A 25,064-nucleotide genomic window follows, 5' to 3' on the forward strand; every position below is an offset into this window, starting at 1 on the left:
ACTCGCTCCATGGCCGAGCCGGACGCGGACCCAGGCGACGCCGCCGGCCTGGCGGCACCCGGTGGCCCGGCCAGCGCGGCGGCCGCCCGCAGCCCCGACATCGGCGGCGCGACCGCGACCCGTGCCGTGCGCGACATCGCCCGGGCCGAGGTCGACCTGGTCCGCGCCCAGCTGAAGGCCGCCGACGGCCTCGAGCCCGAGCACCTCGAGCAGCTGCGCTACCTGCTCTCGCTCGCCCGCCTGACGGTCTTCGAGCCGGGCGCCGCGGGCGGCGGCCCCGTCGGCGCGCGGCCCGACGTCGACCTCAGCGCCGAGCTGTCCGGGTTCCGCGGGCGGGTGCTCGCCGAGCTCACGACGGCCCGCCGCAACGGCGGTGACGGACCGACCCTGCTGGCCGCCGCCGTCGGGATGCTGGAACGGCTGCGCGAGCCGCTGGCCGAGCAGCGCGCGGCCCTGGTCGCCGCCCACGGGAACGCCTTCTCCGCCGACGAGCTGGACGCCGAGGTCGGCACCCGGGTGCTGGTCAACGCCGCCGGCGGGGGCGGTGGCGCCGGCTACGTCTACCTCGGGGCCTACGCGCGGCTCGACGAGGCCGGGATCGCCCCGGCCTACGTGATCGGCGCCTCGATCGGCGCGCTGATGGGCGTCTTCCGCGCCCGCCACCGCGAGCCCGACTGGCCGCAGCTGGACGCGATCGCCAAGGCGACCGACCGCCGCTCGCTGTTCATGTCGTCGGCGACGAAGCGGCGGTTCGGGATGCCGGGCCTGCTGCCGCTGCGCCTGCGGCGGGCGTTCGGCGAGGTCTTCGCGATGCCCGACGGCGAGGCGATCACGCTCGCCGACCTCGAGATCCCCTACGAGGCCGTCGTCGCCGGCGTCCGCCGCCGCCCCTTCCAGCGGCTCCCCCGGCACTTCCGCGCCGACGCCACCGAGGCCACGCTCGAGGATCCGACCGCGCGCCAGTCGCCGTCGCAGGTCGCACCGGCGATCGCCACCCGGATGTGGCAGGCGACCGCGTTCTTCGACCCGCGGCTGGTCGAGCCGGTCGTGATCGGGGCGGAGCCCGGGACCACCGCCTGCCGGGCGCTCGACGCCGCCGGCTTCTCGGCCTCGATTCCCGGCGTCCTCCACTACGACCTGATGCCCGACGACGACAGCCCCGGCGCGCAGGCCTTCGGCGAGCTGATGGAGCGGCGCCAGCTGGCCGCCCTGATCGACGGCGGGATGGTCGCCAACGTCCCGGCGGAGCTCGCCTGGCGGCGGGTCCAGGCCGGGCGGCTGGGGACCCGCAACGCGCTCGTCCTGGCGTTCGACTGCTTCCAGCCGCAGTGGGACCCGCGCCACCTGTGGCTGCACCCGATCACCCAGGCGGTCAAGGTCCAGCTGCGCCGCAACGCCCTCTTCGCCGACGTGATGGTGCAGTTCACGCCGACGCTGTCGCCGGCCAACCTGGTCCCGTCGCCGGACGCGATCGACCGCGCCCGCGAGTGGGGGCGCGCCTCGCTGGACCCGGCGCTGCCGCTGATCCGCGAGCTGCTGCGCCCGGTCCGCTGGACCGGCTGACCGCGCGGCGGCGCGGCTCGCAGGGTGCGGCCCGCCCGCCGCGCAGGCCGTCGAGCCGGCGCCCGGACGGCGACTAGGATCGTCCCGACCAACGTCCGGGGAGCAACCGATGGCCGTCACCGCCGCGGTGCGCAAGCGCCGCGAGGCGCTCGTGCGCGAGCACATGGAGTCCGAGAACGAGCACGCCTACGACGTGACGATCGGGACGTTCCACCACCCGCGCTACGAGCTGATCGCGACCGGCGACGTGTTCGACGGCGAGCAGGCCGTCCGCCGCTACTTCCGGGAGACGCGGACCGCGTTCCCCGATCAGCGCAACGAGCTGATCGCCCTCCACCACGCGGCCGATGCCGTGATCGTCGAGTTCTGGCTCCGCGGCACGCACCTGGGCCCGTTCCGCGGCCTGCCCGCCACCGGCCGCGACTTCACCGCCCGGATGGCCGCGTTCTTCGTCTTCGAGGGCGAGAGCGACCGGCTGGTGACCGAGCGCGTCTACTTCGACAGCGCCACGATCCTGCGCCAGCTCGGCGTGGCGCACGACCCGACCACGCTGGTCGGCCGGCTGGCGACCGTCGCCAACCACCCGCTGACGATCGCCAAGGCGCTGCTGCGCCAGAGGAGAGGCTCCTGATGGCCGACGCAGGCGCAGTGCTGATCACCGGCTGCTCGACCGGCATCGGCCGGGCCACCGCCGAGCGGCTCGCCGACCGCGGGCACGTGGTCTACGCCACCGCCCGCCGGCCGGAGTCGATCGCCGATCTGGCCGAGCGGGGCTGCCAGGTGCTGGCGCTCGACGTGACCGACGAGGCGTCGATGGCCGCCGCGGTCGATCGGGTCGTCGAGGAGCGGGGCGCGGTCGGGGCCCTGGTCAACAACGCCGGCTACTCGCAGTCGGGCGCGATCGAGTCGGTCCCCCTCGACGCGGCGCGATCCCAGTTCGAGACCAACGTCTTCGGGCTGATGCGGATGTGCCAGCTGGCGCTTCCGTCGATGCGGGCAGCCGGCCGCGGGCGGATCGTCAACATCAGCTCGATGGGCGCCAACCTGGTGTTCCCGGGCGGCGGCATCTACCACGCGACCAAGTACGCGGTCGACGCGCTCTCCGACGCCCTGCGGTTCGAGGTCAAGGGCTTCGGGGTCGACGTCGTGATCGTCCAGCCGGGCGCGATCCGGACCCAGTTCGCCGCGGCGGCGAAGGCCCACATGCCGGGCGACGTCGCCGGCGACGATCCCTACGCGTCGTTCAACGCCGCGGTCGAGCGCCTGACCGCCGAGGCCTACGAGAAGCAGCCGATGAAGCTGTTCGGCGGCCCGCCGGAGCGCGTGGCCAAGGTCGTCGAGCGGGCGATCACCACCGCGCGGCCCCGGATCCGCTACCGGGTGACGCCGTCGGCGCACCTCCTGATCGCCCAGCGGCGGCTGATGACCGCGCGGATGTGGGACGCCTTCGTCGGGACGCAGTTCCCGCGGCCCGGGCGGAGCTGACCCCGGTCCTCGATCAGCCGCGGGCGAGGAACGCCGCCAGGTCGCCGCGGACCTGGCGCCGCAGCAGCGCGGCGACCGGCGGCAGCGCGAGCAGCCGGCCGGGCGGCCCGAACGCCTGGGCGCCCCAGCGGCCGAGGTCGAAGCGGTCGACGTGCTCCACGATCAGCCCGTCGCGGAAGCGGAACCGCGCCCGCACGTCGTTGACGACGGTCCGCCCCGTCCGCGTGAACGGATAGGTCGCGACCCAGTGGGCGCTGCCGCCGGCGTCGTCGGCCTCGATCTCGTCGACGACGACCGACATCTCGCTCGCCCGCGCCGTCAGCATCCGCCACATGCCGGGCACCTCCGGGCCCCGCAAGCCGCGGAAGACCGGGTCCTCGAAGCTGGCGTCCGGCGCGTAGCGGGCCGCCATCGCCTCGGCGTCGCCACGATCGAGGGCGGCGTAGAGGTCGCGGATCAGCTCGGCGTTGGGGTGCGGCACGGGGCTCACGCTACCCGCAGCGGGCTCCCCCACCGGCAGTCGTCGATCGATCGCCACCGCCGGCGCCGGCGTGGCCCCGGTCCCGCCGCTAGGCTCGGATCGTCGGCCGCCGGCGCGGCCGGCGATCTATTTGCCTTAATTCATACCTGAATATAGACTTTTCCCCCGTGCCCTGTCCCGCCCGTCCGCCGCTCCGCCCGTGACCACCGCGCTCGTGCTCCAGTGCCAGGCCGACGCGCCCCCCGGCCTGCTGGAGCCGTGGGCACGCGAGCGCGGGATCGCCCTCGACGTCCGCCGAGTCGACGGCGGCGATCCGCTGCCGGCGCCCTACCGCTACGACCTGGCGTTCGCGCTCGGATCCGACGCGTCGCTGATCGAGCAGCGCCCGCCCTGGGCCGACCCGCTGGTCGACTGGCTGCGCGATGCCGAGGCCGCGGCGGTCCCGGTCCTGGGCATCTGCTTCGGCGCCCAGGCGCTGGCGCTCGCCCACGGCGGCCGCGTGACCCGGCTGGCGCGACCCGAGATCGGGCTCGTCGACGTCGACAGCGCCGACGCCGACCGGATCCCCGGCGGCCCCTGGATCGCCTGGCACGAGGACGTCGTCGCGCTGCCGCCGCTGGCCTACGAGCTGGCCCGCAACGAGTTCGGCCCGCAGGCGTTCTGCGTCGGCCACGCGGTCGCGGTCCAGTTCCACCCCGAGGCGACCGCCGAGATCCTCTCCCGCTGGGCCGACGCCGACGAGGGTCGCTCGCTGGCCGCGATCGGCGTCGAGCGAGCCGCGCTCGAGCAGCGGGCGCGCCAGATCGAGTCTCAGGTCAGCGCCGCGGCGTTCCACCTCTTCGACCGCTTCGCCGGCGCCACGGTGCCGCTGGCGAACGCGCGCTGAGGTCCGCGGCGGCCGCACGGCCGCGCGCAGGACGGCGTCGCGCGCGATCGCCCGTCACGATGGGCCGGTGCCACTCGCCGTGGAGACCGTCACCCTGCCGCTCGGCCTCGATCTGGCCGCGGTCGCCGTCGGCGCGATCTTCGGCGCCCTGGTGGCCCTGCGGCGCGACCTCGACCTGACCGGCACGATCGGCCTGGCGGTCTGTGGCGGGCTCGGCGGCGGCGTCGTCCGCGACCTGCTGCTGAACCAGATGCCGGTCGCCCTGACCTCCGGCTCGTACCTGCCGGTGGCGCTGGGGACCGGCGTCGTGATGCTCGTCGCCCATCCGCAGGCGCAGCGCCTCGACGACCTGCTGGACGTCTTCGACGCCGTCGCGCTGGGCCTGTTCGCGATCGTCGGTGCCTCGAAGGCGCTCGACGCGGGGCTCGGATCGGTCTCCGCGGCGGCGGTCGGCGTGGTCGCGGCGACGGCCGGCGGCGTGCTCTGCGACCTGCTCAGCGGCCAGCGGCCGTACATCTTCGGGCCCGGCCCGATCTACGGCCTCGCCGCCGCGGCAGGCTCCGCCGCCTACGTCGTCGTGGAGCGCCTCGGCGCGAGCATCCCGATCGGGATCGCCGTCTCGCTGGTCGTCACCGTGGGACTGCGGCTGCTGGCCGTCCACCGCGGGCTGAGCACCCCGGTGGCGACCGAGACCCGGATCCCGCGACCGCCCGAGCGAGCGGCCTGGCGGCTGTCGGTCCGCGGCCGCGGACGCGAGCGGACCCCGCCGCGGCGCTGAGGAATCCCCGATTGCCACGTGGTGCCCGCCTCCACGTGGCAGCATGGAACGGGTGAGCGACGTCGCCCTCTCCGTCCTGGACCTGGCCCCCGTGGTCGATGGATCGACCCCCGGCCAGGCCCTCCAGAACTCCGTCGACCTGGCCCGGCTGACCGAGTCGCTCGGCTATACCCGCGTCTGGTTCGCCGAGCACCACAACATGCCCGGGATCGCCAGCTCGGCGCCGCCGGTCCTGATCGCGCACATCGCGGCGGCGACCGAGCGGATCCGGGTCGGCTCCGGCGGCGTGATGCTGCCCAACCACGCCTCGCTCGTGGTCGCCGAGCAGTTCGGGATGCTCGAGGCGCTGCACCCCGGCCGGATCGACCTCGGGCTCGGCCGCGCGCCGGGGACCGACGGGCCGACCGCCGCGGCCCTGCGCCGCACGAGCGACCCGTTCGGCGTCGAGGACGACTTCCCGCAGCAGCTGGAGGAGCTGCGCGGGTTCCTGCGCGGCAAGCTGCCGGAGGGCCACCGCTTCCGCAGCATCCACGCCGTGCCGAACGTCGGCCACGAGCCGCCGATCTGGCTGCTCGGCTCGAGCGGCTTCAGCGCCCAGCTGGCGGGCGAGCTGGGGCTGCCGTTCAGCTTCGCCCACCACTTCAGCGCCAAGAACACCGTCCCGGCGGTCGACCTCTACCGCGCCAGCTTCAAGCCGTCCGAGGTCCTCCAGGCGCCCTACGTGATGCTCGGCGTCGCGATCGTCGCCGCCGAGGACGACGAGCGCGCCCAGTACCTCAACGGCCCGTCCGGGCTCCAGTTCCTGCGCCTGCGCCAGGGCCGGCCGGGGCTGCTGCCGACGCCGGAGGAGGCCGCCGCCAGGCAGTACTCCCCGGCCGAGGAGGACTTCCTCGAGAGCCGCAAGGCGTCGCAGATCGTCGGCGGCCCCGACACGGTCCGCGCGGGGATCGAGTCGCTGCTGGCCCGGACCAACGCCGACGAGCTGATGATCACGACGATGGTCCACGACCACGGCGACCGCCGCCGCTCCTACGAGATCGTCGCCGACCTGATGGACCTGGCCCCGCGCGAGCCGGGCGTCGGCGCCACCGCCGGCTGAGGCCCGCCCGCTGCGACGTTCCGGTCGGCCCACGACCGGAACGTCACAGCCATGACATCCGTCACGGACAGGTCACGACGGGCACCACTTCCGGCGGCCGGGCGGCGCTCGTAGGTTGGCGGCATGTCCTCCACCACCACGCCCGACCGCCGCCCGGGGCGGACGGGCGCCGCACCGCCGCCGGGGTCCCCCGCGCCCGGCATCGTCCTCGCGGGCCTCGCCAAGGCGTTCCGCACCCCCCAGGGTCCCGTCCACGCCGTCCGCGGCGTCGAGATCGCGATCGAGCCCGGCGAGACCGTCGCCCTGCTCGGTCCCAACGGCGCCGGCAAGTCGACGACGATCGAGATGCTGCTCGGCCTGACCGTCCCCGACAGCGGCACCGCCTCGGTCTTCGGACGGACGCCGAACGCCGCCGTCGACGCCGGGCTGATCGGCGCGATGCTCCAGACCGGCGCCCTGATCCGCGAGGTCAAGGTCCGCGAGCTGGTGGCGATGATGGCCGCGCTCTACCCGGCTCCGCTCGACGTCGACGAGGTCCTCGAGCTGACCGGCCTGGCCGAGATCGCGGGTCACTGGACCCACAAGCTCTCGGGCGGCCAGACCCAGCGAGTGCGGTTCGCGATCGCCCTGGTCAGCAACCCCGACCTGCTGATCCTCGACGAGCCGACCGTCGCGATGGACGTCGAGGGCCGGCACGCCTTCTGGACCACGATGCGGGCGTTCGCCGCCCGTGGCAAGACGATCGTCTTCGCCACCCACTACCTGGAGGAGGCCGACGAGTTCGCCGACCGGGTCGTGCTGATGGCGAAGGGCCGCGTCGTCGCCGACGGCCCGACGACCGAGATCAAGGCGATCGTCGGCCTGCGCACGATCAAGGCGACGCTGCCCGGCGCCGACCTGGCCGCGCTCGGCCGGCTGCCCGGGGTCACCGGCAGCGACCGCCGCGGCGACGCGGTGGTGCTGAGCTGCGGCGACTCCGACGTCGCGATCCGGGCGCTGCTCGCGGCCTACCCCGACGCCCGCGACATCGAGATCAGCGGCGCCGGCCTGGAGCAGGCGTTCCTGCAGCTGACCGGCGACCACCACGACGACCAGACCACGACCGAGGTCGCCCGATGAGCACCTTCGCCTACACCCGCTTCGAGCTGCGGCGCACGTTCCGCAACCGCCGCTTCCTGATCTTCGCGCTCGGCTTCCCGCTGGTCCTGTACTTCATCACCGCCGGGCCGAACCGCGACGAGGCCAACCTCAACGGCTCGGGGATCTCGGCGCCGGTGTACTTCATGGTCGGCATGGCCGCGTGGGGCACGATGATGTCGATGCTCTCGACCGGCGCCCGGATCTCCGGCGAGCGGGCCGTCGGCTGGAATCGCCAGCTGCGGATCACCCCGCTCTCCAGCCGCTCGTACCTGGCGACCAAGATCGCCACCGCCTACGCCACCGCGCTGCTGGCGCTGGTCACGATGTACGTCGCCGGCGCGATCCTCGGCGTCCGACTGGACGCCGGGCGCTGGATCGAGATGAGCGTCCTGATCCTGATCGGCCTGATCCCCTTCGCCGCGCTCGGGATCCTGATCGGCCACCTGCTCTCGACCGACTCGATCGGACCCGCGATGGGCGGCGGCGTCGGCCTCCTGGGGATCGTCAGCGGCATCTGGTTCCCGCTCGACAAGGGGTCGTTCCTGCACGACATCGGCGAGCAGCTGCCCTCGTACTGGCTCGTCCAGGCCGGGCACGTCGGCATCGGCGGCGACGGCTGGCCCGCCCACGGATGGATCGTGCTCGGCGTCTGGACGGTCGTCCTCGGCAGCCTGGCCGCGCGGGCCTACCGCAGGGACACCGGCCGCCAGTAGCGCCGTCCCCACGACCGGCGGCCGCGACCGTGCGTCGCGGCCGCCGGCGCGCGTCGCGGCGGCGCCTCAGCCGCCGCGGTGCGCGACCTCGGTCGGAGCGAGCCCGAAGCGGATCCGCTGCTCGCCCGGCTGCAGGAACGGGTAGTCCTTCCCGAGGTACTTGTGCGACAGCTCGTCGATCTGCTCCCTGGCGCCCTCGTGGGTGTCCTCGACCAGACGCGCGCGGATCTCGACGTACTCGTAGGGGTTCTCCTCGCTGCGGACGACCACCAGCGCCTCGCCCCGATCGCGCAGCTGCCGCGGCCAGCGGCGCCCCTCGGCCGAGTTCAGCAGCACCGACGTGCCGTCGGTGTGGACCCAGGCGACCGAGGCGTGGGGCCGGCCGTCGGGATCCTGGGTGACGACGGTGGCGAAGTTGACGCCGGTCAGCAGCTCGGCCGGGCGGCCGTCGAGGGAGGTGCTCATCGCGAGGGTCCTTGGTGGATGTTCGAGCGGACCCGTCCAGCGTCCCGGCCGCTCGCCGCGCCGTCAACCCCCTGCCACGGCGATCGTGCGACCGGTCGCGAACGGCGGACGTACGATGGGGCGCCGATGCGCCACGTCCCCGCGCTCGGACGCGCCGTCCCCGTCCTGCTCGTCGCGCTGCTGCTGGGGCTTGCGGTCCTGCTCCGCCCGGTCCCGGCGCCCGCCGCCGCGGCCACGGCGCGGGCCGCGCTGCCGCGGCTCCTGGCCCCCGGCACGCCGCCGCTCTACCTCGACTGGTCGTGGTTGCTGCCCTCGCGGCCCGTTCCCTACCGCCCCTCGACCGAGAGCGCCTGCGCCGACGGCAGCGACCGCTGCATCGAGGCGACGATCGCGACGATGCGCCGGCGGCTCGACGCGCTCGGCCGTCGCTGCGACCACGACGCGGTCTTCGCGCTCGCCTACCTGCGCGTCACCGAGGAGGTCCGGCGCGCGGTCCGGGCCGGCGCGTACGCCGACCGGCGCTGGATCAACCACCAGGACGCGGTCTTCGCCCAGCGGTACTTCCGGACCTACGCCAACTGGCACGAGGGGCACCGCGATCGCGTGCCGCGAGCCTGGCGGATCGCCTTCGCGGCCGCCGACGACCGCAGCGTCTCGGGGCTCGGCGACTTCGTGCTGTCGATGAACGCCCACATCAACCGCGACATGCCGTTCGTGCTGGCGGGGATCGGGCTGACCGCGCCCGACGGCCGCTCCCACAAGCCCGACCACGACGTCTTCAACCGGCGGCTGGCGGCGCTCTACGTGCCGGTCCTGCGCGAGATCGCCGCCCGCTTCGACCCGACCGCGGACGACCTCGACGCCGGGCCGCTCGACGACGCCGCGGCGGCGGCGCTGCTCCAGACCTGGCGCGAGGTCGTCTGGCGCAACGCCGAGGCGCTGTCGCTGGCGCGCGGCCCGGCCGAGCGGGCGCGGGTCGCGGCGCGGATCGAGACCTACGCCGAGACCCAGGGCGTGATCCTCCGCGCCCTGCTCGGCAGCTCGGGCTCCGCGGCGCGAGACGCCTGGTGCGCCGCGCACGGGCGCGGCTGAGCCCGGCGCGATCGGCCCGCCCCACCCCGCGGCAGGACCGATCGCGCCGTCGATCGCCGGAATCAGGCCCGCCCGCGGACCACGACCGCCCCGGTCGGCGTCCGCGAGCCCTCGGCGGGCTCGTCGGTGACCAGCACCTGGTCGTAGTCCGCGACGGACCCGGGCACGTCGACGGCGCCGTCCCCCCGGCCGTCGACGTCGAAGAGGGCGGACGTCGGGCGCGGCCTGCCGCTCCCGCGCGCCACCCATACCTGGTAGCGGCGACCGGCGGCCGGCGCCGGCAGGCCCGCGACCTCGATCCGCCCGCGGCCCCCGTCGACCACCAGCTGCGCGCTGCCCCGCGGCGCCAGTCGCCGGTCGACCGCGAACCCGATCGACCGCGGTGCCGGACCGGACCCCCCGCCGATCGCGATCCCGGCGACGACCAGGGCGGCCAGGGCCGCCGCCAGCACGGCCAGCGCACGGGGCCGGCGGGCCCGGTCCAGCCACCGCCGTCCGTTCCGGGGCGAGCGGCCGCGGGTCGGGCCGGGCGCGGCGGACGGCGGCGCGCCGGGTGCGGCAGCCGCCTGGAACAGGTCCGACTCCTCGCGCACCTGCGCCATCAGCGTGGCCCTGACCGCAGGGCTCGGCCGCACGGGCGGGACGTCCTCGAGCAGCGCCAGCCGCACCGGCTCCAGCTCCTCGAGCCGCCGCCGGCAGTCCGCGCACTCGGGCAGGTGGGCACGGACCCGCGCGGCCTCGTCGTCGTCGCAGGCCCCGAGCGCGAACGGTCCCAGCAGCTCGGCCAGCTGCGGCTCGCGGCAGCTCACGACGGTCCCCCCGCGGCCAGCGCGTTGCGCATCCTCGTCAGCCCGCGGTTCATCCGCGCCTTGACGGTCCCCAGCGGCAGCTCCAGCATCCCGGCGATCTCGCTCTGGGAGTAGCCGGAGTAGAACGACAGCTCGATGACCCGCCGCTGGTCGGCGTTCAGCTCGTCGAGCACCTCGCGGGTCTCGGCGTCAGCGGCCCGCCGCAGCGCGGTGGCCTCGGTGCCCTGCCCCGGCGGCGCGGGATGACGCTGGTCGAGGGCATCGTCGTGCATCTCCCGCTCCTTGGTCCGCGTCACCCGACGCAGGTGGTCGATCGCCCGGTTGCGCACGATCGTGAGGACCCACGAGCGCGCGCTGCCGAGCCGCCGGTCGTAGGCTCCCGCCGAGCGCCAGACCGCGAGGAAGGCCTCCTGGCAGACGTCGTCGGCCGCCGGCCGGGCGCCGACGATCCGGTGGGCGAGCGCGTAGGCCGCCGCCGCGTGGCGGTCGTAGAAGACCTCGAACGCGTCCGCGTCCATCGCGCTCACGCGCTCCAGGAGCGCCGCGTCCGCGACCGCTGCGGCGGGATCCCGCGGGGCGACCATCCGGGGCCGACCCTACGCCCCCGCGCGGATCAGCGGCGTGATCGCCTTGACCACGACGTCCTTCCGGCTGGCGACGTCGAACGCCTGGGGCGCCGGGTCCTTGCCGCGCAGCAGCCGGATCACGGCCGCGTGGCGGGCCTCGACCTGGACGATCGAGCCGGCGGCCCCGAGGACCTCCTTGCTCTCGATCGCCGGCGCGGCCCCGTTGTACGCGCTGACGCCGGTGTCCTCGAGCTTCGAGGCCAGCTTCAGGAAGCTCGCCTCGTCCCGGAGCGGGAACGAGAACCGCGGCGACGCGACCGGCGTGCCGCCGAGCTTCTCGATCGTGGCCTTCAGCGCCGTCACGTGCTCGGCCTCCTCGCGACCGAAGCGCTTGGCCGCCGCGGCGACCTCGTCGCTCAGCGAGAGCTTGCGGCCGACGCGGTAGAAGTCCGCTTCCAGGAACTCCAGCGTGAGGGCGAAGTTGAGGATGTCGACGTCGCCCATCTCGCCGGCGGCGAGCGCCCGGCGGACCGTCGGGCCGACCAGCCCGGCGCCGTAGAGCGCGCCGGTGGCCAGGGTCGCCTTCAGCAGGAACGCCTGGCGGGTGTCGCCGCGGACCTCGATCGCGTCGAGCGGGACGTCGGGGTTGGTGATCTGGTGGCTCATGGCTCCGGCTCTCAGGCGACGAGGAAGGGCTTGACGGCGGCCAGGACGGTCCGCTCGTCGGCGGCCTTGGCGAACGCGCCGTCGGGGGTCGACGGCTTGCCCAGCAGGTGGTTGAGCGCCGCCGCGTGGCGGGCCTCGACCGAGTGGATGCTGAGCGCGGCGGCGAGCACCTCGGGGCTCTGGATCTCGCCCGCCTTCCCCAGGTAGGCGGCGGCGCCGAGGTTCTCGACGGTGGCGGCCAGCTCGAGCACGGCCTTGCGCTCCTCGACGGGGAACGTCGACTTCGGCCGCTCGACCGGCGTGCCGCCGAGCTTCTTGACGGTGGCGATCAGCGCCTCGACGTGCTGGCGCTCCGACTCGCCGAAGCGCTTGGCGATCTCCTGCTCGGCGCCCTCGAGGACGCCGGCGTCGACGACCGCGGCGTAGAAGTCGGCTTCCAGGTGCTCCAGCGTGAGCGCGTAGTTGAGGATCTTCAGGTCCCCGTCGGCGGACCCGGCGTCGGCGGACGATCCGGCGGTCGCGGTCGACGCGGTCGACGACGCGCCGTCGTCGTCGCCGCAGGCGGCCAGCAGCAGGGCGGCGGCGGCGACGCCGCCCGCCCCGGCGACGCGCAGGAAGCCGCGGCGGGAGTCGGGCGGCGCGGTCTCGGGCTGTGGTGCAGGGGTCGTCACGGAGCGTTCCTCTCGGGGCAGCGGCGTTCTCTCACCCCAGGGAACGACGGCCACCGCCGATCGGATGCACCCCCGCTCACGCCGCCCGCGCCAGCGCGAGCCCGAACCGCCCTTCCTCGTCGGTCAGCAGCCGGTCGAGCGTCAGGCCCGAGGCGGCCAGGTCGGCGCGCAGCCGCTGCGGGGTGAACTTGCTGGAGATCTCGGTCCGCAGGTCCTCCCCGGCGGCGAACGGGACCTCCAGGTCGAGCGCGCCGATCCGGACCGCGTGGGCCCGCGGCGCTCGCAGCCGGATGTCGATCCACTCGTTGCGGCGGTCGAAGAAGGCGACGTGCTCGTAGTCGTCGACCGCGAAGTCCGCGTCGAGCTCGCGGTTGATCACCGTCAGCACGTTGCGGTTGAAGGCGCTGGTGACGCCCGCGGCGTCGTTGTAGGCCAGCTCGATCACCGCCGGATCCTTGACCAGGTCGATCCCGAGCAGCAGCCAGCCCTCGTCGTCGAGCAGGGTCGCCAGCCGACGCAGGAAGTGGCGGCGGCCGCCCGGCGGCAGGTTGCCGATCGTGCCGCCGAGGATCGCGAGGATCCGCGCGCCGGCCGGGTCGGGCACCAGGTCGAGGTCGCGCTCGAAGTCGCCGACGATCCCGTGGACGGGGATGCCGTAGGCGGCCGCGACCTCGCGCCCGGCGTGGTGGACGGTCGGCTCGCTGACGTCGAGCGGCACGTAGCGGCGGAGCGTCCCCGCGGCGTGCAGGGCGTCGAGCAGGACCCGGGTCTTGGTCGCGTACCCGGAGCCCAGCTCGACCAGCTCGACGGCCCCGGTCCGCTCGGCGATCTCGGCCGACCGCGCGACGAGGATCGCCCGCTCGGTGCGGGTCGGGTAGTACTCCGGCAGCTCGCAGATCGCCGCGAACAGCTCCGATCCGTGGTCGTCGTAGAGGTGCTTCGGCGGCAGCTCCTTGAACGGCTGCGTGAGCCCGTCGTAGACGTCGTCGGCCAGCGTCCGCGGCGCCGCGTCGGCGTCGGCGACGACGACGCGGACCAGGTCGGCGACGGTCGGCGGGGCACCGAGCGCCGCGGCCGAGCAGGGCCGATCGCCCGTGCCGTCCCGGCCGATCGCGTCCGGGCCCTGGACCCGGGTCTCCGTCCAGTCGCTCATGCCGCGTCCCCGGCCAGGCGGACGCCCGCGAAGATCTGTTGCCGCTCGGGCAGGTCCCAGTTGCGGAAGGTCGTCGTCGCCACCCGCGGGTGGGCGGCGAACGATCCGCCGCGCAGGACGCGGTAGCCGCGGTCAAAGAAGACCTCGGAGTACTCCCTGTAGGGGTGGGCCTCGAAGCCGGGATAGCCGGCGAACGTCGTCGCGGTCCACTCCCAGACCCGGCCGACGTCGTCGAGGACGCCGCTGGCCGCGGCGTGCTCCCACTCGTGCTCCGAGGGCAGCCGCAGCCCCTGCCAGGCGGCCAGCGCCTGCGCCTCGAACCAGCTCAGGTGGCAGGCGACGTCGGCGTCGCGGGCATCGGGCGGCGGGCCCGCGGGTCCGTCGCGACGGGCGCGCCACGCCCAGCCCTCGTCGCTCCACCAGCGGCGATCGCCGTCGGCCTCGGCGGCGAAGGAGCGCCACAGCGCGACGGTCAGCGGGCGCCGGGCGATCCGGAACGCGGCGAGCGCCCGCTCGTGCCGCGGGCGCTCGTTGTCGTAGCTGAAGACCCCGGCGGGAGCCCCGAGGAGCCCGCTGCCGCCGGGCAGGTCGAGCAGCTCGACGCCGGTGGCGGAGGCGTCGCCGTCGCCGGGAAGCGCGTCCAGCCACGGCGCCAGCGCCCCCAGCCGCATCGCCTGGAGCATCGTCTCCGTGTGCTGCATCTCGTGCTGGAGCACCATCTCGTGCAGCTCCGGATCGACCCCGCGCTCGGCCACGACCTGCTCGACCCGCGACCGGACCTCGGCCAGGTACTCCCAGGCGGCGGCCACGTCGAGCAGCTCGATGTCGCCGCGGACGGTGCGCGGGGTCTCGAAGGCGTCGTAGACCGCGGCCAGCTCCGGGTGCAGCAGCGGCCGCTGGCCGTGACGGTGGACGAGCCAGAGGTCCTCGTAGGCGGCGATGTGGGCGAGATCCCACACCAGCGGGCTCATCAGCGGCGAGACCTGGCGCTCCAGCTGCTCGACCGTCAGGCCGGCGACGAGCGCGCGGGTCCTCCGGCGGACGGCGACGAGGGCGTCGTGCGGGTCGGCCGGGAGCGGGGCGTGCAGGGCGGCGACCGGGTCCTCGACCGCGCCGAGGCCGTTCAGCGGCTCGCCGGCGGCCGGGTCCCGCGAGCCTCGCGGACCTCCCGGCGCCGCGCGCGCCCGGTCCTCGCCCGCGGCGGGCTCGTGGGTCGGAACGGGCAGGGCCTCGGCGTCGTGCACGGCAGTCGGCTCCGTCGGGTCGTTGCGCACTCGGGCGCTTCAACGGACCGCGGGGGCCGACGCCACGCTGGGGCGCTTGACCGTCCGCGATCGGGGGACTCGTTGAGTCTTGCGCGTCGGCCGGACGACCGCAAATGAACAACCGGTGACACCCGCCGGGCCCCGCGCCGATCGCCCGATCGGAGCAGGCGATGCGGCCCCCGCGCGCCGTCGGTCAGGGCTGCAGGCGCTCCACGACCCAGGCCCCGGCGTCGTCGCGCCGGTAGCGGAAGCGGTCGTGCATCCGGTCGGGCCGCCCCTGCCACAGCTCGACCTCGACCGGCGTGACGCGGAAGCCGCCCCAGTGCGGCGGCAGCGGCACGTCGCCGTCGTCGGGGAACCGCTCGACCGCGTGCGCCATCCGCGCCTCGAGCGCCGCGCGATCCTCGATCGGCGCGCTCTGGTGCGAGGCCCAGGCGCCGCGCTTGCTGCCCGCCGGCCGGGTCGCGAAGTAGGCGGCCGCCTCCTCCCGGCCGACCTCGGCGCACGGCCCCGAGACCCGGATCTGGCGGAAGAGCGACGTCCAGTGCAGGCACAGCGCCGCGTACGGGTTCTGGCGCAGCTCGTGGCCCTTGCGCGAGGCCAGGTTGGTGTAGAAGGTCAGCCCGCGGGCGTCGAGGTCCTTCAGCAGCACCATCCGCACCGACGGCCGGCCCTCGGCGTCGGCGGTCGCGAGCGCGACCGCGTTGACCTCGGTCGTGTCGTCGAGCGCGTCGCGCGCTTCCGCCACCCAGTGGGCGACCTGCACCATCGGGTCGGGGTGCAGGTCGCCGCGTTCAAGCGGGGTGCCGTCGTAGGTGCGCCGCAGCTCGCCGAGTCCGCCCATCGGAGGATGGTCGCACGGCGCCGGCGGCCGCGGCCAGCTGGGAGCGCCGGCCGGCCGCGCCGCCGGTCAGGCGTCGGCGTGGACGGTCCGGTGGCGGCCGTAGGCGATCGACCCGACCAGCCAGGCGGCGAGCCCGCCGACCGCCATCGCCGCCGGCAGCGCGAGGCTGTCGCCCATCTTCTCGGCCAGCGACGCGCCGCCGACCAGCTCGGTCACCGAGACCGGCGGCAGCAGCGCCAGGAACCAGTCGGGGGTCGTGGTCAGCGAGCCGGCGATCGGCACCACCCCGAGCGTCAGGGCGAGCACGCCGCCGATCACCGGCGCGCCGCCGAGCCCGGCCGAGCCGAGCCCGAGCGCGGTGAGCGCGATCACCACGTCGGTCACCAGCACCGCGGGCAGCTGGTCGATCGCCCACGACCAGGTCATCGGGTCGCTGCCGCCGTCGCGGATCGCGGCGCAGAGCAGGCACGGGACCGCCCACGACGCGAGCGCCAGCGGCACCACCACCGCCACGACCGCCGGCATCCGCACCCAGAACAGCGACGCCCGCGGCCGGCCGGTGGCGGCGAGGGTCGAGAAGACGCCCGCGGTGCGGTCGGCGATGCCGGCGGTGACGCCGACCATCGCCGGACCGACGAGGCCCGGACCGAGGACCAGCGCGATCGTGATGTCGGCCGCGTCGATCCCGCCGATCCGGGTCGCGCTGGAGACCAGGTTGAGCATCAGCGTCCCGACCGGGACCACGACGACGGTGAAGAGCGCCGCGCCCCAGACGGCCCGGGTGCGGCGGAGCCGCAGCAGCTCCGCGAGGATCATGCGCGACATCGGTCAGGCCTCCACGAGGGTCGGGGCTTCGGTGGTCCGGTCCACGGCCTCGTCGTCGCTGCGGGACAGCAGCTCGAGCACCCGGTCCTCCAGGCGCTCGGTCGAGCTGGAGACCCCGTAGGGCGCGAAGCCGTGCGCCACCAGGTGGCGGACCAGCTCGCCGGTGATCTGGTGCTCGCCGGAGATCGTCGTGACGCGCAGGCGGACGGTCAGCCGGTCGTCGGCGCCGGCGCTGGTGCCCTGGACGTCGGGGCGGGCCGCCAGCAGCGTCGCGGCCTCGCCGGCGCGCGCCAGCTTCAGCTCGATCCGCGGCTCGCGCGAGGCGGCCAGCTCGTCGAGCGATCCCTGGGCGACGATCCGGCCATCGCGGATCACCGCGGCCATGTCGCAGGTCTTCTCGACCTCGTCCAGCAGGTGCGAGGAGAGGAAGACCGTCCGGCCCTCCGCGACCAGCGACCGGACCAGCGCCCGCAGCTCGCGGATGCCCGCCGGGTCGAGCCCGTTGGCCGGCTCGTCGAGGATCAGCAGCTCGGGGTCGCAGAGCAGGCAGCGGGCGATCCCGAGCCGCTGGCGCATCCCCAGCGAGTAGCCGCCGACGCGGTCGTCGGCGCGGTCCGCCAGGCCGACCCGCTCGAGCGCCGCCGGGATCCGCTGCTCGGCCGCGCGATCGAGCACGGCGGCATGGATCCAGAGGTTCTCGCGGCCGCTCATCCGGGCGTGGAAGCGCGGCTCCTCGACGATCGCCCCGACCCGCCGCAGCGCCTCGCGGCGGTCCCCGGGCAGGTCGTGGCCGAGCAGCTGCATCGTGCCGGCGTCGGCGGCGGTCAGCCCCAGCAGCATCCGGATCACGGTCGTCTTGCCGGCGCCGTTGGGGCCGAGGAAGCCGAACGCGACCCCGCGCGGGACCTGCAGGTCGACCCCGCGCACCACCTCGCGGTCGCCGTAGCGCTTGCGCAGGCCGTGGGTCTGGAGGACGGGACGGGGCTCGCTCATGGACGCCATCCTGGTTCCGGCGCCCTCGACCGGCATCGGGCGGACGGGCCGACCGCCATCGGTCGCGCGGCGGAGGCGACCGCCCGGACGCTCCTCCGCGCGACGGATGCCGGGCCCCGGCGCGCGCCGTTCACGCGATCGCCGCGGGCCGCCGGGCCGGGCCGCGTACCCTCGTGCGATGCCCGTCGACCCGCTCGCCGAACGCGGCTTCGCCGACGCCGCCGACCGCTACGAGCTGGGCCGTCCCGGCTACCCGCCGGCGGCCGTCGAGCGGCTGCTCGACGGGCTCGGGCTGTCCGCCGGCGCGACCGTCTGCGACCTCGCCGCCGGCACCGGCAAGCTGACCCGCGAGCTGACCGGGCGGGTCGCGCACGTGGTCGCGGTCGAGCCGTCGGCCGGGATGCGGGCGCCGTTGGTCGCGGGCTCGCCCGACGCGACCGTGCTCGACGGGACCGCCGAGCAGATCCCGCTCGGCGACGCCAGCGTCGACGCGGTCCTCGTCGCCCAGGCCTTCCACTGGTTCGACGTCCCCGTCGCCGGCCGCGAGATCGCCCGGGTGCTGCGTCCCGGCGGCGGGCTCGGCGTGCTCTGGAACCGCGGGATCGGCGACGGGCGGCTCGAAGACCTGCTCGGCGGCGTGCTCGGCGAGCACCTGCCGTCGCACCGGACCTTTCCCGGCGGCGACCACGAGCGCTGGTCGGCGGCGCTCGCGCGGCTGGAGCGGTTCGGCCCGGTCGAGCACGACAGCGTCGACCACGTCCAGCGACTCGACATCGAGGGCGCGGTGGCCCAGATCGCGTCCTACAGCTGGATCGCGTCGCTGCCGGACGAGCAGCGCCAGGCGGTGCTGGAGCGCACCCGCGCGGCGATGGCCGACCGCGGCAGCGTCGAGCTGCGGCTGCGCTGCGAGCTGTACTGGACCCGGCTGCGCTGACGTCGGCTCAGCGCGCCGGGGTGCCGCTGTCGGCCGTCGGGTACGGCCGCAGGGGCGGCGCCGGGCGCGAGCGCGCGGCGCGCTCGGCCAGCCGCACCGCCAGCCCCGCGGTCGGCGCGTAGGCGAACGTGGTCTGCGCTCCGCTCGTCCGGACCGCAACCGCGCCGCCGGCGACCTGCCAGGCATCCGGCCCAACGCGCCGGCCGCGGCGCCGTTCGACGGTCTGCCCGAAGATCGACGCGGCCTTGCGGGCGTTGGCCGCGCTGTTCAGGCGCACGGCGCCGACGAAGGCATCGCGCGAGGTGCAGGGCGCCGCGCAGCCCCTGCCGTCGGCCGACCGCTCGCGCAGGTACGCGTAGCGGCCCCCGCGCCAGGCCATCGCCAGCGGCACCGCCGCGGCCGCGTCCCGCTCGCGGGTCGCGAGCAGGCTCAGCAGATCGACGGCCGACAGCACGTCGGCGGGCTGCAGCGGCACCCAGCGCGGCCCCAGCAGCCGCTCCGCGTCGACCCGCACCGACGCGGTCCCGGCGCGGGCCGCGTAGCGCAGCGGATCGAGGATCTCGCTGCTGCTGCGGGGCCGACGGTCGGTCAGGGCGCGGGCCAGGCGCGGGCTGTCGCCGGGCGCGCCGAGCGCGCCCACGAACGACTCGCCGAAGGCGTACGGGAAGCCGAGCGACAGCAGCAGCCCGAACGGCAGCTGGCGCTCCAGCCGCTTCGCCTGCTGAGCGTCTCCCGGATCCTCGGACGGCACGTGGTAGCGGCTGACGTAGGCCGTGGCGACCGCCTCCGCGTTGCCCTCGACCACCGACGTGTAGGCCAGCTGCGCGTCCTCGTCGCCGCGGCGCGCCAGCCGCTGGGCCCGCCGGAAGATCCCGAAGTGCTGGTCGTCGATCGCGTGGACCAGCTCGTGGGCGATCGTCGACTCGGCGCTGACCGGCAGCCGCGGCCCGCGCTTGATGATCACCATCTCGTTGCGGTCGCCGTCGTAGAAGCCCAGGAACCCGTCCTCCGCCAGCGTCGTCTGGATCCGGCGCAGGTCGGCGTCCGGCCGCAGCAGGCCGATCAGCTTCAACATCGCGACGTTGACGCGATCCTCGCGACTGCTGCCGGCGCCGCCGTCCTGGCGCTCCTGGCGACGGATCAGGCGCGCGACCTGGCCGCTGTCGACGACCCGGAACCGCGGACGCCGCTTCAACCGCAGCCCGCGGATCTGCTCGACCCGCGCGATGATCCGCTCCGGCCGCAGCTCGGCGAGCGTGCGCGCGCCCTGGGCCGTCGCGGTCGTCCTCGCGGATCCGCCGTCGTCGTCGTCGCGCAGCAGCAGCGCCGTCGTCCCGCCCGCCGCCAGCACCAGCGCGATCGTCAGCAGCACCAGCGGCCGTCGGCGGGACATCACCGCTCCCCCTGCTCGCCGGGGCGGACGACCCCGTGCTCGTACGCCCAGACGACGGCCTGGACGCGGTCGCGGACGCCGAGCTTGCGCAGGACGTTCGAGACGTGGGTCTTGACCGTCGCCTCGGTCAGCACCAGCAGCTCGGCGATCTCGAGGTTCGAGTGACCGCCGGCGATCAGCCGCAGGACCTCGCGCTCGCGGTCGGTCAGCTCCGCCACCGCCGCGTCCTGGGTCGGAGCGGCGGCGAGGTCGGTCCCGAACCGCTCCAGCAGCCGCTTGGTGATCCGCGGGGCGAGCAGCGCGTCGCCGCCGGCGACCACCCGCACCGCCTCGACCAGGTCCGCCGGGCGCGTGTCCTTGAGCAGGAAGCCCGACGCCCCGGCGCGCAGCGCCGCGTAGACGTACTCGTCGAGGTCGAAGGTCGTCAGCACCACGACCTTGCCGGCGTCCGCGGCCACGATCCGCCGCGTCGCCTCGATCCCGTCGACGTCGCCCATCCGGATGTCCATCAGCACGACGTCCGGGCGCTTCAGCCGCGCGGCCTCGGCGCCGGTGGCGCCGTCGTCGGCCTCGCCCACGACCTCGATGCCGCCGGCGGCCTCGAGGATCATGCGGAACCCGGAGCGCAGCAGCGCCTGGTCGTCGACGAGCAGGACCCGGATCGCCATCGCGCCCATCCTGACGGAGGCCGCGGCGTCAGGTCGCCGGGGCGGCCGGGGACGGGACCGGATCGGGCGCCGGCCGCAGGGGGACCAGGACCTCGACCGCGGTGCCGCCGGCCGGTCCCGGGCCGAGGGTCAGCGTGCCCCCGAGCACCGCGACCCGCTCCCGCATCCCGAGGATCCCCTGCCCGCCGCGGCGCTCCGGGTCGAGCGGGTCGTGCTCGTCGCGGGTCGCCGCGAGCCCGACCCCGTCGTCGAGCACCCGCAGCGCGACCCGCTCGTCGGCGACCGCGACCCGGACCTCGGCGTGGGTCGCCCGGGCGTGCCGCAGGACGTTGGTCAGCGCCTCCTGCGCCACCCGCAGCAGCGACACGTCGACCGCGGGCCCGAGCCGCGACAGGTCTCCCGAGACGTCGAGCTGGACGTCGAGCCCGGCCGCCCGCACGTGCTCGACCAGCTCGCCGAGCCGGCCCAGGCCCTGCTGCGCCCGCCGCTGGGCGCCAGCCGCCTCGTCGTCCTCGCCCCGCATCGCCTGCAGCATCGTGCGCAGCTCGCGCATCGCCGAGCGGCCGGTCTCCTCGACCGCGCGCAGGGCGTTGCGGGCGCGGTCGGGCGCGGTCTCCCAGACGGCGTCGGCGGCCGACGCCTGGACCACCATCACCGCGACGTTGTGGCTGACCACGTCGTGCAGCTCGCGGGCGATCCGGGTCCGCTCCTCGGCGACGGCGCGGGCCGACTGGGCGTCGCGCTCGCGCTCCAGCCACAGGGCCCGCTCCAGCAGCGCGTCGCTGTAGCGGCGGCGGGTGTGGAGCGAGTAGCCGACCAGCCAGGCCGCGATCGAGGCCATCCCGGGCAGCGCCAGCGCCAGCGCCAGGTTGATCGCGGTCCGGTCGGTCCCGCCCCCGCCGACGCCGCTGACCTGCTGGGCGACGAGCGCCAGCACCAGCATCGTCGCGATCGCCGCCGGCACCGAGCGTCGGGCCGGCCAGGCAGCCGAGAGCGCGGCCAGCGGCAGCACCGGCACCATCAGCAGCAGCAGGTAGGCGCCGCTGTTGTCCGGCACGACCCCGGACAGCACGACGACCTGCGACAGCGTCCAGGCGGCGAACGGCCAGCGCAGGCGGATCGCCAGCGCGACCGCCGTCGCGACCGCCGCCATCAGCCACCACGTCAGCGAGTCGCCGGGCGCCATCGAGAGCAGGGCGATGGCGCCGATCAGCAGCGGCAGGGCCGACGGGCCGTAGGTCCACAGCGAGACCAGCCACCGGGGCGTGTCGAGCGCGACCGGCGCCGGCTCGGCGACGGGTCGGGTGACCGGATCTGCCATCGGGCCATCGTCGCGGGTGACGGCCCCACGCGCATCCGTCGCAGGCCTGAGCCCGGGATCCGTCGCGCGACCGATGTCGGTGGAGGCCGCCGCTGCAACCGTGGTTGCAGACACCGAACCGGAGCCCGCCGCCATGTCCACCCTCACCGCCCCCGTCACCGCCGCACCCCGCCCCTCGCGCCGTGCTCCGGGGCTGCGGCTGCGCGAGGTCGCGCGCCTGCTGCTGGTCCCGGACGCCGCGGCGGCGGTCACGCCGGCCGCGCAGGCCCGCGACGTCCAGGAGCTGCTGGTGCGGACCGGCTACCTCGGCGAGGCCGGGATCACCGGCCGCTGGCGCCCGGTCACCGTCGACGCGGTCCGCCGCTTCCAGCACGACCACGGCCTGCCGACCGACGGGATCGCCGGCGCCGACACGGTCGACGCGCTGCTCGAGGTCGCCGAGCGGCGCGCCTGAGGCGAGCGGGCGCTCAGCCGGCGACCGGCTCGGCCGCCGGCAGCCCGAAGGCGACCCCGGTCAGCTGCTCGGAGCGCTCCCAGAGCCGGCGGGCGACCTCGCGGTCGTGCCCGGCCCGGGTCGACGGCACCTCGCCGATCGGACCGCGGTTCTGGCCCAGCCGCGTCGGCCCGACGTAGGCGCCGCCGGAGACCTCCGGATGGGTCGCGGCGTAGAGCGTCGGCTGCGCGCCGTAGGCGTCGCTGGTGGCCAGCAGCACGTTGCCGACGCGCCCGACCAGCGCGTTCAGGCGGTCGCCGACGCCGCCGCCCTGCCCCGGTCCCGCGGTCTGCAGGTGGGTCGCCGAGTAGCCGGGGTGGGCCGCGGCGCTGCGGAGCGCCAGGTCGCCGGCGTCGGCACGCCGCTGCAGCTCGCGGGCGAACAGCAGGTTGGCCAGCTTCGACTGCCCGTAGGCGCCCCAGCGCTTGTAGCCGCGGCGCTCCCAGTTGAGGTCGTCGAGGTCGATCCTGCCGATCCGGTGGAGGCCGCTGGAGACCGTCACGACGCGCGGCGCCGGCGCCGCCTTCAGCCGCTCCAGCAGCAGCCCGGTGAGCGCGAAGTGCCCGAGGTGGTTGGTCCCGAGCTGCTGCTCGAAGCCGTCGGCGGTCCGCCGCTCGGGGGTCGCCATCACGCCGGCGTTGTTGATCAGCAGGTCGAGCGGCGCGCCCTCCCCGTCGAGCGCCTCGGCGAGCGCCCGGACCGACGCCAGCGACGCCAGGTCGAGCGCCCGGACCTCGAGGTCCGCGTCCGGCACCTGGTCGCGGATCGTCGCCACCGCGCCGTCGGCCCGCCCGGCGTCGCGGCAGGCCAGGGTCACGTGGGCCCCCGCGCGGGCGAGCTCGAGCGCGGTCTGCAGCCCGAGCCCGCTGTTGGCCCCGGTGACCAGCGCCCGCCGGCCCCGCAGCGACGGGATCTGCTTCGTGCTCCAGCCCATGCCGCGGGAGGATAGCCCCGGGCGATCGGCGGTTCCCGCGGGCGGCCGCGCTACCGTGCGGGGATGGGCCTGCTCTCGACCGTCGCCACCGTCGCTCGCGGTCCGCGCCGCGAGCTGCCCGGCCTCGTCGTGGCGATCACCGGCGGGGCCCGCGGGATCGGCCTGGCCACGGCGCGGGCGCTGGCGACCGAGGGCTGCCGGGTCGCGATCGCCGACCTCGACGGCGACCTGGCGTCGATCGAGGCCGCCGCGCTGCCGGGCGGGCCGCACCACGCGACCGCCCTCGACGTCCGCGACCCGGCCAGCGTCGACGCGTTCGTCCGCGGGACGGAGCGGGCGCTCGGGCCGCTCGACGTGCTGGTCAACAACGCCGGCGTCCTGATCACCGGCGACTTCGCCGGCCAGGACCACGAGGCCGCCCGCGCGATGGTCGAGGTCAACGTGCTCGGCGTCGTCGCCGGCTGCCACGCCGCGCTCGAGCGGATGCTGCCGCGCGGACGCGGCCAGGTCGTCAACGTCGCCTCGGCGGCGGCCCGCTCGCCGGTCGGCGGCGAGGCGGTCTACTCGGCGACCAAGCACGCCGTGCTCGGCCTCGGCCGCTCGCTGCGGCTGGAGCTGCGGGGCAGCGGCGTCACGGTCACCACGATCCTGCCGGGCCTGGTCGAGACCGAGCTGGCCCAGGGGACGACCACCACCCGCGGGCTGCCGTGGATCGCTCCCGACGAGGTGGCCGCGGCGATCGTCGACGTCGTCCGGCGGCCGTGCGCCGAGCGGGCGGTGCCGCAGCGGCTGGGGGCGATCCTCTGGGCGCAGGGGCTGCTGCCGCCGGTCGCCGCCGAGCCGCTGGCGCGGCTGTTCGGCGCCGACCGCGTCGGCCTCGACACCGACGCCCGCCTGCGCGGGGCCTACCACGACCGCGCCCAGGGCCCGATCGAGGCCGGCGACTGACCCGCTCGCCCGCCGACGCGCTCGGCGGGCCGCTAGGCGAGCGGCGCGGTCACGGGGAGGATCACCACTTCGTCCTCCGAGCCGGGCCAGCAGAAGGCCATCGTCCGCACGATCCGGCGGGCCTGCTCGAGCGTCGCGCAGCGAGCCAGCGACCGTCCCGACAGGAGGTCGTCGACCACGAACCGCGCGGCCGCGGTCGGTTCGGCGAACGAGTTCATGGGGCGACGCTACGCCGCGATCGGGACCGGTCGCCACTGCCCGGCGCACCCTCCCCGCCGGATGGGTGGAGCGCGGCACGCGGCATCGAACGCCCGTCCAGGCGGCGACGGCGGACCGGCGGCTCCCGTCGCCGTCCGGACCGCGACGGCGCTCGGCTAGCCGCGCCCGGCGCGCGCCCGCGCCAGGTGGCCGCCGGGAACGCGCGCGAGGACGAACGACGCGAGCCCGCCGAGCGGCAGGCGCCAGACGTCGAGTCCCGGGTAGCCGGGGTGCGGCGGGTGGACGGTCGCGGCGCCGGCGCCCTCGCGGGCCACGAGCACGGGGATCGGCGGCAGCCCGCCGAGCCGCCCGTCCCGGGCCCGGATCGCGATCGCCGCCAGCCGCGCCAGCTCGAGGTCGTCGCCGGAGCCGTCCGAGAGCAGGAAGAGGAACGCCAGCTGCCCGTCGCGAGCGATCACCAGGCTGGCGTCGCCGTTGGCCGCGCCGAGCGCGACGATCTCGTCGACGGTCGACCGCAGCGGCTCGAGCGCGCGGCCCAGCTGCCACTGCCGCTCGCGCGAGCGGCGTCCCGGGCGCAGGCCGCGACGGCGGCGCGGCGGCGTCGGCGGCGGCACGGCCTCGGCGACCTCGACCGGTGCGACGATCGGCGGCCGGCCGCCC

The 25,064-nt window shown here is 75.8% G+C and carries 29 protein-coding genes; 12 read left to right on the plus strand and 17 right to left on the minus strand.

All coding sequences use genetic code 11. From position 1 onward, the window contains the following. Positions 1-9 precede the first annotated feature (9 nt). The 3 genes from PAI11_RS20485 (at position 10) to PAI11_RS20495 (ending at position 3,048) form a co-directional block, all read left to right on the plus strand. Positions 10-1,563, plus strand: coding sequence for a patatin-like phospholipase family protein (locus PAI11_RS20485; RefSeq protein WP_007578328.1), 1,554 nt, complete (start codon positions 10-12; stop codon positions 1,561-1,563). Positions 1,564-1,672: 109 nt separating this feature from the next. Then, positions 1,673-2,194: an ester cyclase gene (locus PAI11_RS20490; RefSeq protein WP_007578329.1), complete on the plus strand. Its 522-nt coding sequence runs from the start codon at positions 1,673-1,675 to the stop codon at positions 2,192-2,194. After that, entirely contained in the window at positions 2,194-3,048 is an 855-nt protein-coding gene (locus PAI11_RS20495) for an SDR family NAD(P)-dependent oxidoreductase (protein ID WP_007578330.1), read from the plus strand. The genes PAI11_RS20490 and PAI11_RS20495 overlap by 1 nt, the downstream gene beginning before the upstream one ends. 13 nt (positions 3,049-3,061) lie before the next feature. On the opposite strand, the gene PAI11_RS20500 is transcribed toward PAI11_RS20495, so the two are convergent. Then, positions 3,062-3,529: a nuclear transport factor 2 family protein gene (locus PAI11_RS20500; protein WP_007578331.1), complete on the minus strand. Its 468-nt coding sequence runs from the start codon at positions 3,527-3,529 to the stop codon at positions 3,062-3,064. A gap of 199 nt (positions 3,530-3,728) precedes the next feature. On the opposite strand from PAI11_RS20500, the gene PAI11_RS24890 reads away from it, so the two are divergent. From PAI11_RS24890 to PAI11_RS20525, 5 genes are all read left to right on the plus strand, one after another. Next, a complete protein-coding gene (locus PAI11_RS24890; protein ID WP_050897338.1) occupies positions 3,729-4,415 on the plus strand; it encodes a type 1 glutamine amidotransferase in 687 nt (228 codons plus the stop codon). Positions 4,416-4,482: 67 nt separating this feature from the next. Beyond that, complete coding sequence (locus PAI11_RS20510) at positions 4,483-5,193, plus strand: trimeric intracellular cation channel family protein (protein WP_081488555.1); 711 nt, start codon at positions 4,483-4,485, stop codon at positions 5,191-5,193. Between the two features lie 43 nt (positions 5,194-5,236). Beyond that, complete coding sequence (locus tag PAI11_RS20515) at positions 5,237-6,292, plus strand: LLM class flavin-dependent oxidoreductase (RefSeq protein ID WP_040601165.1); 1,056 nt, start codon at positions 5,237-5,239, stop codon at positions 6,290-6,292. 123 nt (positions 6,293-6,415) lie between these two features. Beyond that, a complete protein-coding gene (locus tag PAI11_RS20520) occupies positions 6,416-7,411 on the plus strand; it encodes an ABC transporter ATP-binding protein (RefSeq protein WP_007578335.1) in 996 nt (331 codons plus the stop codon). Next, positions 7,408-8,145 carry an ABC transporter permease gene (locus PAI11_RS20525; RefSeq protein WP_007578336.1) on the plus strand — a complete coding sequence of 246 codons (738 nt, stop codon included), beginning with the start codon at positions 7,408-7,410 and terminating at the stop codon, positions 8,143-8,145. The genes PAI11_RS20520 and PAI11_RS20525 overlap by 4 nt, the downstream gene beginning before the upstream one ends. Before the next feature lie 66 nt (positions 8,146-8,211). Here the strand turns inward: PAI11_RS20525 and PAI11_RS20530 are convergent, their stop codons facing one another. Continuing rightward, positions 8,212-8,610 carry a pyridoxamine 5'-phosphate oxidase family protein gene (locus tag PAI11_RS20530; RefSeq protein ID WP_007578337.1) on the minus strand — a complete coding sequence of 133 codons (399 nt, stop codon included), beginning with the start codon at positions 8,608-8,610 and terminating at the stop codon, positions 8,212-8,214. Between the two features lie 126 nt (positions 8,611-8,736). Here PAI11_RS20530 and PAI11_RS20535 point away from each other — a divergent pair, with 126 nt between their 5' ends. Continuing rightward, positions 8,737-9,702 carry a DUF5995 family protein gene (locus tag PAI11_RS20535; protein WP_007578338.1) on the plus strand — a complete coding sequence of 322 codons (966 nt, stop codon included), beginning with the start codon at positions 8,737-8,739 and terminating at the stop codon, positions 9,700-9,702. A gap of 62 nt (positions 9,703-9,764) precedes the next feature. On the opposite strand, the gene PAI11_RS20540 is transcribed toward PAI11_RS20535, so the two are convergent. The 9 genes from PAI11_RS20540 to PAI11_RS20580 form a co-directional block, all read right to left on the minus strand. Further along, positions 9,765-10,511, minus strand: a complete 747-nt coding sequence (locus PAI11_RS20540; protein WP_007578339.1) for an anti-sigma factor domain-containing protein — start codon at positions 10,509-10,511, stop codon at positions 9,765-9,767. Next, positions 10,508-11,095: an RNA polymerase sigma factor gene (locus PAI11_RS20545; RefSeq protein WP_007578340.1), complete on the minus strand. Its 588-nt coding sequence runs from the start codon at positions 11,093-11,095 to the stop codon at positions 10,508-10,510. Before PAI11_RS20545 ends, PAI11_RS20540 begins: the two co-directional genes overlap by 4 nt. A 12-nt stretch (positions 11,096-11,107) precedes the next feature. Further along, on the minus strand, positions 11,108-11,743 hold the full coding sequence (locus tag PAI11_RS20550; protein WP_007578341.1) for a ferritin-like domain-containing protein: 636 nt from the start codon (positions 11,741-11,743) through the stop codon (positions 11,108-11,110). Between the two features lie 11 nt (positions 11,744-11,754). After that, positions 11,755-12,414, minus strand: a complete 660-nt coding sequence (locus PAI11_RS20555) for a ferritin-like domain-containing protein (RefSeq protein WP_007578342.1) — start codon at positions 12,412-12,414, stop codon at positions 11,755-11,757. 76 nt (positions 12,415-12,490) lie between these two features. After that, positions 12,491-13,567, minus strand: coding sequence for an L-histidine N(alpha)-methyltransferase (egtD, locus tag PAI11_RS20560; RefSeq protein ID WP_007578343.1), 1,077 nt, complete (start codon positions 13,565-13,567; stop codon positions 12,491-12,493). Further along, a complete protein-coding gene (locus PAI11_RS20565) occupies positions 13,564-14,811 on the minus strand; it encodes an SUMF1/EgtB/PvdO family nonheme iron enzyme (protein ID WP_007578344.1) in 1,248 nt (415 codons plus the stop codon). The genes egtD and PAI11_RS20565 overlap by 4 nt, the downstream gene beginning before the upstream one ends. A 214-nt stretch (positions 14,812-15,025) precedes the next feature. Next, positions 15,026-15,676, minus strand: coding sequence for a pyridoxamine 5'-phosphate oxidase (gene pdxH / locus PAI11_RS20570; protein ID WP_007578345.1), 651 nt, complete (start codon positions 15,674-15,676; stop codon positions 15,026-15,028). A 66-nt stretch (positions 15,677-15,742) separates the two neighbouring features. Continuing rightward, a complete protein-coding gene (locus PAI11_RS20575) occupies positions 15,743-16,501 on the minus strand; it encodes a hypothetical protein (RefSeq protein WP_040601167.1) in 759 nt (252 codons plus the stop codon). A 3-nt stretch (positions 16,502-16,504) separates the two neighbouring features. Next, complete coding sequence (locus PAI11_RS20580; protein ID WP_007578347.1) at positions 16,505-17,494, minus strand: ABC transporter ATP-binding protein; 990 nt, start codon at positions 17,492-17,494, stop codon at positions 16,505-16,507. 178 nt (positions 17,495-17,672) lie between these two features. On the opposite strand from PAI11_RS20580, the gene PAI11_RS20585 reads away from it, so the two are divergent. Then, positions 17,673-18,428 (plus strand): class I SAM-dependent methyltransferase, encoded by a 756-nt coding sequence (locus PAI11_RS20585; RefSeq protein ID WP_007578348.1) that lies wholly within the window; start codon positions 17,673-17,675, stop codon positions 18,426-18,428. Positions 18,429-18,435: 7 nt separating this feature from the next. Here the strand turns inward: PAI11_RS20585 and PAI11_RS20590 are convergent, their stop codons facing one another. From PAI11_RS20590 to PAI11_RS24895, 3 genes are read right to left on the minus strand one after another with little or no spacing between them, the layout of a single operon-like run. After that, a complete protein-coding gene (locus PAI11_RS20590) occupies positions 18,436-19,821 on the minus strand; it encodes a hypothetical protein (protein WP_040601169.1) in 1,386 nt (461 codons plus the stop codon). Next, a complete protein-coding gene (locus PAI11_RS20595; protein WP_007578350.1) occupies positions 19,821-20,489 on the minus strand; it encodes a response regulator in 669 nt (222 codons plus the stop codon). The genes PAI11_RS20590 and PAI11_RS20595 overlap by 1 nt, the downstream gene beginning before the upstream one ends. 28 nt (positions 20,490-20,517) lie before the next feature. Beyond that, positions 20,518-21,810 (minus strand): sensor histidine kinase, encoded by a 1,293-nt coding sequence (locus PAI11_RS24895; protein ID WP_007578351.1) that lies wholly within the window; start codon positions 21,808-21,810, stop codon positions 20,518-20,520. Between the two features lie 133 nt (positions 21,811-21,943). On the opposite strand from PAI11_RS24895, the gene PAI11_RS20605 reads away from it, so the two are divergent. After that, positions 21,944-22,264: a peptidoglycan-binding domain-containing protein gene (locus tag PAI11_RS20605; RefSeq protein WP_007578352.1), complete on the plus strand. Its 321-nt coding sequence runs from the start codon at positions 21,944-21,946 to the stop codon at positions 22,262-22,264. A 13-nt stretch (positions 22,265-22,277) separates the two neighbouring features. On the opposite strand, the gene PAI11_RS20610 is transcribed toward PAI11_RS20605, so the two are convergent. Next, positions 22,278-23,237 carry an oxidoreductase gene (locus PAI11_RS20610; RefSeq protein WP_007578353.1) on the minus strand — a complete coding sequence of 320 codons (960 nt, stop codon included), beginning with the start codon at positions 23,235-23,237 and terminating at the stop codon, positions 22,278-22,280. A gap of 63 nt (positions 23,238-23,300) precedes the next feature. Between PAI11_RS20610 and PAI11_RS20615 the strand changes: the two genes are divergently transcribed. Then, positions 23,301-24,185, plus strand: coding sequence for an SDR family oxidoreductase (locus PAI11_RS20615; RefSeq protein ID WP_007578354.1), 885 nt, complete (start codon positions 23,301-23,303; stop codon positions 24,183-24,185). Positions 24,186-24,217: 32 nt separating this feature from the next. Here the strand turns inward: PAI11_RS20615 and PAI11_RS20620 are convergent, their stop codons facing one another. Both PAI11_RS20620 and PAI11_RS27580 read right to left on the minus strand, forming a co-directional pair. Next, on the minus strand, positions 24,218-24,403 hold the full coding sequence (locus PAI11_RS20620) for a hypothetical protein (protein ID WP_007578355.1): 186 nt from the start codon (positions 24,401-24,403) through the stop codon (positions 24,218-24,220). A gap of 156 nt (positions 24,404-24,559) precedes the next feature. Beyond that, on the minus strand, positions 24,560-25,064 hold a 505-nt coding region (locus PAI11_RS27580), incomplete at its 5' end, for a hypothetical protein (RefSeq protein ID WP_040601171.1).

This window comes from Patulibacter medicamentivorans, assembly GCF_000240225.1.
Taxonomy (GTDB): Bacteria; Actinomycetota; Thermoleophilia; order Solirubrobacterales; family Solirubrobacteraceae; genus Patulibacter; species Patulibacter medicamentivorans.

What these genes read in the sequence shown, in the direction of transcription:
- PAI11_RS20485 (WP_007578328.1), top strand. Translation starts at nt 10, where the DNA reads ATGGCCGAGCCGGACGCGGACCCAGGCGACGCCGCCGGCCTGGCGGCA.
- PAI11_RS20490 (WP_007578329.1), top strand. Translation starts at nt 1,673, where the DNA reads ATGGCCGTCACCGCCGCGGTGCGCAAGCGCCGCGAGGCGCTCGTGCGC.
- PAI11_RS20495 (WP_007578330.1), top strand. Translation starts at nt 2,194, where the DNA reads ATGGCCGACGCAGGCGCAGTGCTGATCACCGGCTGCTCGACCGGCATC.
- PAI11_RS20515 (WP_040601165.1), top strand. Translation starts at nt 5,237, where the DNA reads ATGGAACGGGTGAGCGACGTCGCCCTCTCCGTCCTGGACCTGGCCCCC.
- PAI11_RS20520 (WP_007578335.1), top strand. Translation starts at nt 6,416, where the DNA reads ATGTCCTCCACCACCACGCCCGACCGCCGCCCGGGGCGGACGGGCGCC.
- PAI11_RS20525 (WP_007578336.1), top strand. Translation starts at nt 7,408, where the DNA reads ATGAGCACCTTCGCCTACACCCGCTTCGAGCTGCGGCGCACGTTCCGC.
- PAI11_RS20530 (WP_007578337.1), bottom strand. Translation starts at nt 8,610, where the DNA reads ATGAGCACCTCCCTCGACGGCCGCCCGGCCGAGCTGCTGACCGGCGTC.
- PAI11_RS20535 (WP_007578338.1), top strand. Translation starts at nt 8,737, where the DNA reads ATGCGCCACGTCCCCGCGCTCGGACGCGCCGTCCCCGTCCTGCTCGTC.
- PAI11_RS20545 (WP_007578340.1), bottom strand. Translation starts at nt 11,095, where the DNA reads ATGGTCGCCCCGCGGGATCCCGCCGCAGCGGTCGCGGACGCGGCGCTC.
- PAI11_RS20550 (WP_007578341.1), bottom strand. Translation starts at nt 11,743, where the DNA reads ATGAGCCACCAGATCACCAACCCCGACGTCCCGCTCGACGCGATCGAG.
- egtD (WP_007578343.1), bottom strand. Translation starts at nt 13,567, where the DNA reads ATGAGCGACTGGACGGAGACCCGGGTCCAGGGCCCGGACGCGATCGGC.
- pdxH (WP_007578345.1), bottom strand. Translation starts at nt 15,676, where the DNA reads ATGGGCGGACTCGGCGAGCTGCGGCGCACCTACGACGGCACCCCGCTT.
- PAI11_RS20575 (WP_040601167.1), bottom strand. Translation starts at nt 16,501, where the DNA reads ATGTCGCGCATGATCCTCGCGGAGCTGCTGCGGCTCCGCCGCACCCGG.
- PAI11_RS20580 (WP_007578347.1), bottom strand. Translation starts at nt 17,494, where the DNA reads ATGAGCGAGCCCCGTCCCGTCCTCCAGACCCACGGCCTGCGCAAGCGC.
- PAI11_RS20585 (WP_007578348.1), top strand. Translation starts at nt 17,673, where the DNA reads ATGCCCGTCGACCCGCTCGCCGAACGCGGCTTCGCCGACGCCGCCGAC.
- PAI11_RS20590 (WP_040601169.1), bottom strand. Translation starts at nt 19,821, where the DNA reads ATGTCCCGCCGACGGCCGCTGGTGCTGCTGACGATCGCGCTGGTGCTG.
- PAI11_RS20595 (WP_007578350.1), bottom strand. Translation starts at nt 20,489, where the DNA reads ATGGCGATCCGGGTCCTGCTCGTCGACGACCAGGCGCTGCTGCGCTCC.
- PAI11_RS24895 (WP_007578351.1), bottom strand. Translation starts at nt 21,810, where the DNA reads ATGGCAGATCCGGTCACCCGACCCGTCGCCGAGCCGGCGCCGGTCGCG.
- PAI11_RS20605 (WP_007578352.1), top strand. Translation starts at nt 21,944, where the DNA reads ATGTCCACCCTCACCGCCCCCGTCACCGCCGCACCCCGCCCCTCGCGC.
- PAI11_RS20610 (WP_007578353.1), bottom strand. Translation starts at nt 23,237, where the DNA reads ATGGGCTGGAGCACGAAGCAGATCCCGTCGCTGCGGGGCCGGCGGGCG.
- PAI11_RS20615 (WP_007578354.1), top strand. Translation starts at nt 23,301, where the DNA reads ATGGGCCTGCTCTCGACCGTCGCCACCGTCGCTCGCGGTCCGCGCCGC.
- PAI11_RS20620 (WP_007578355.1), bottom strand. Translation starts at nt 24,403, where the DNA reads ATGAACTCGTTCGCCGAACCGACCGCGGCCGCGCGGTTCGTGGTCGAC.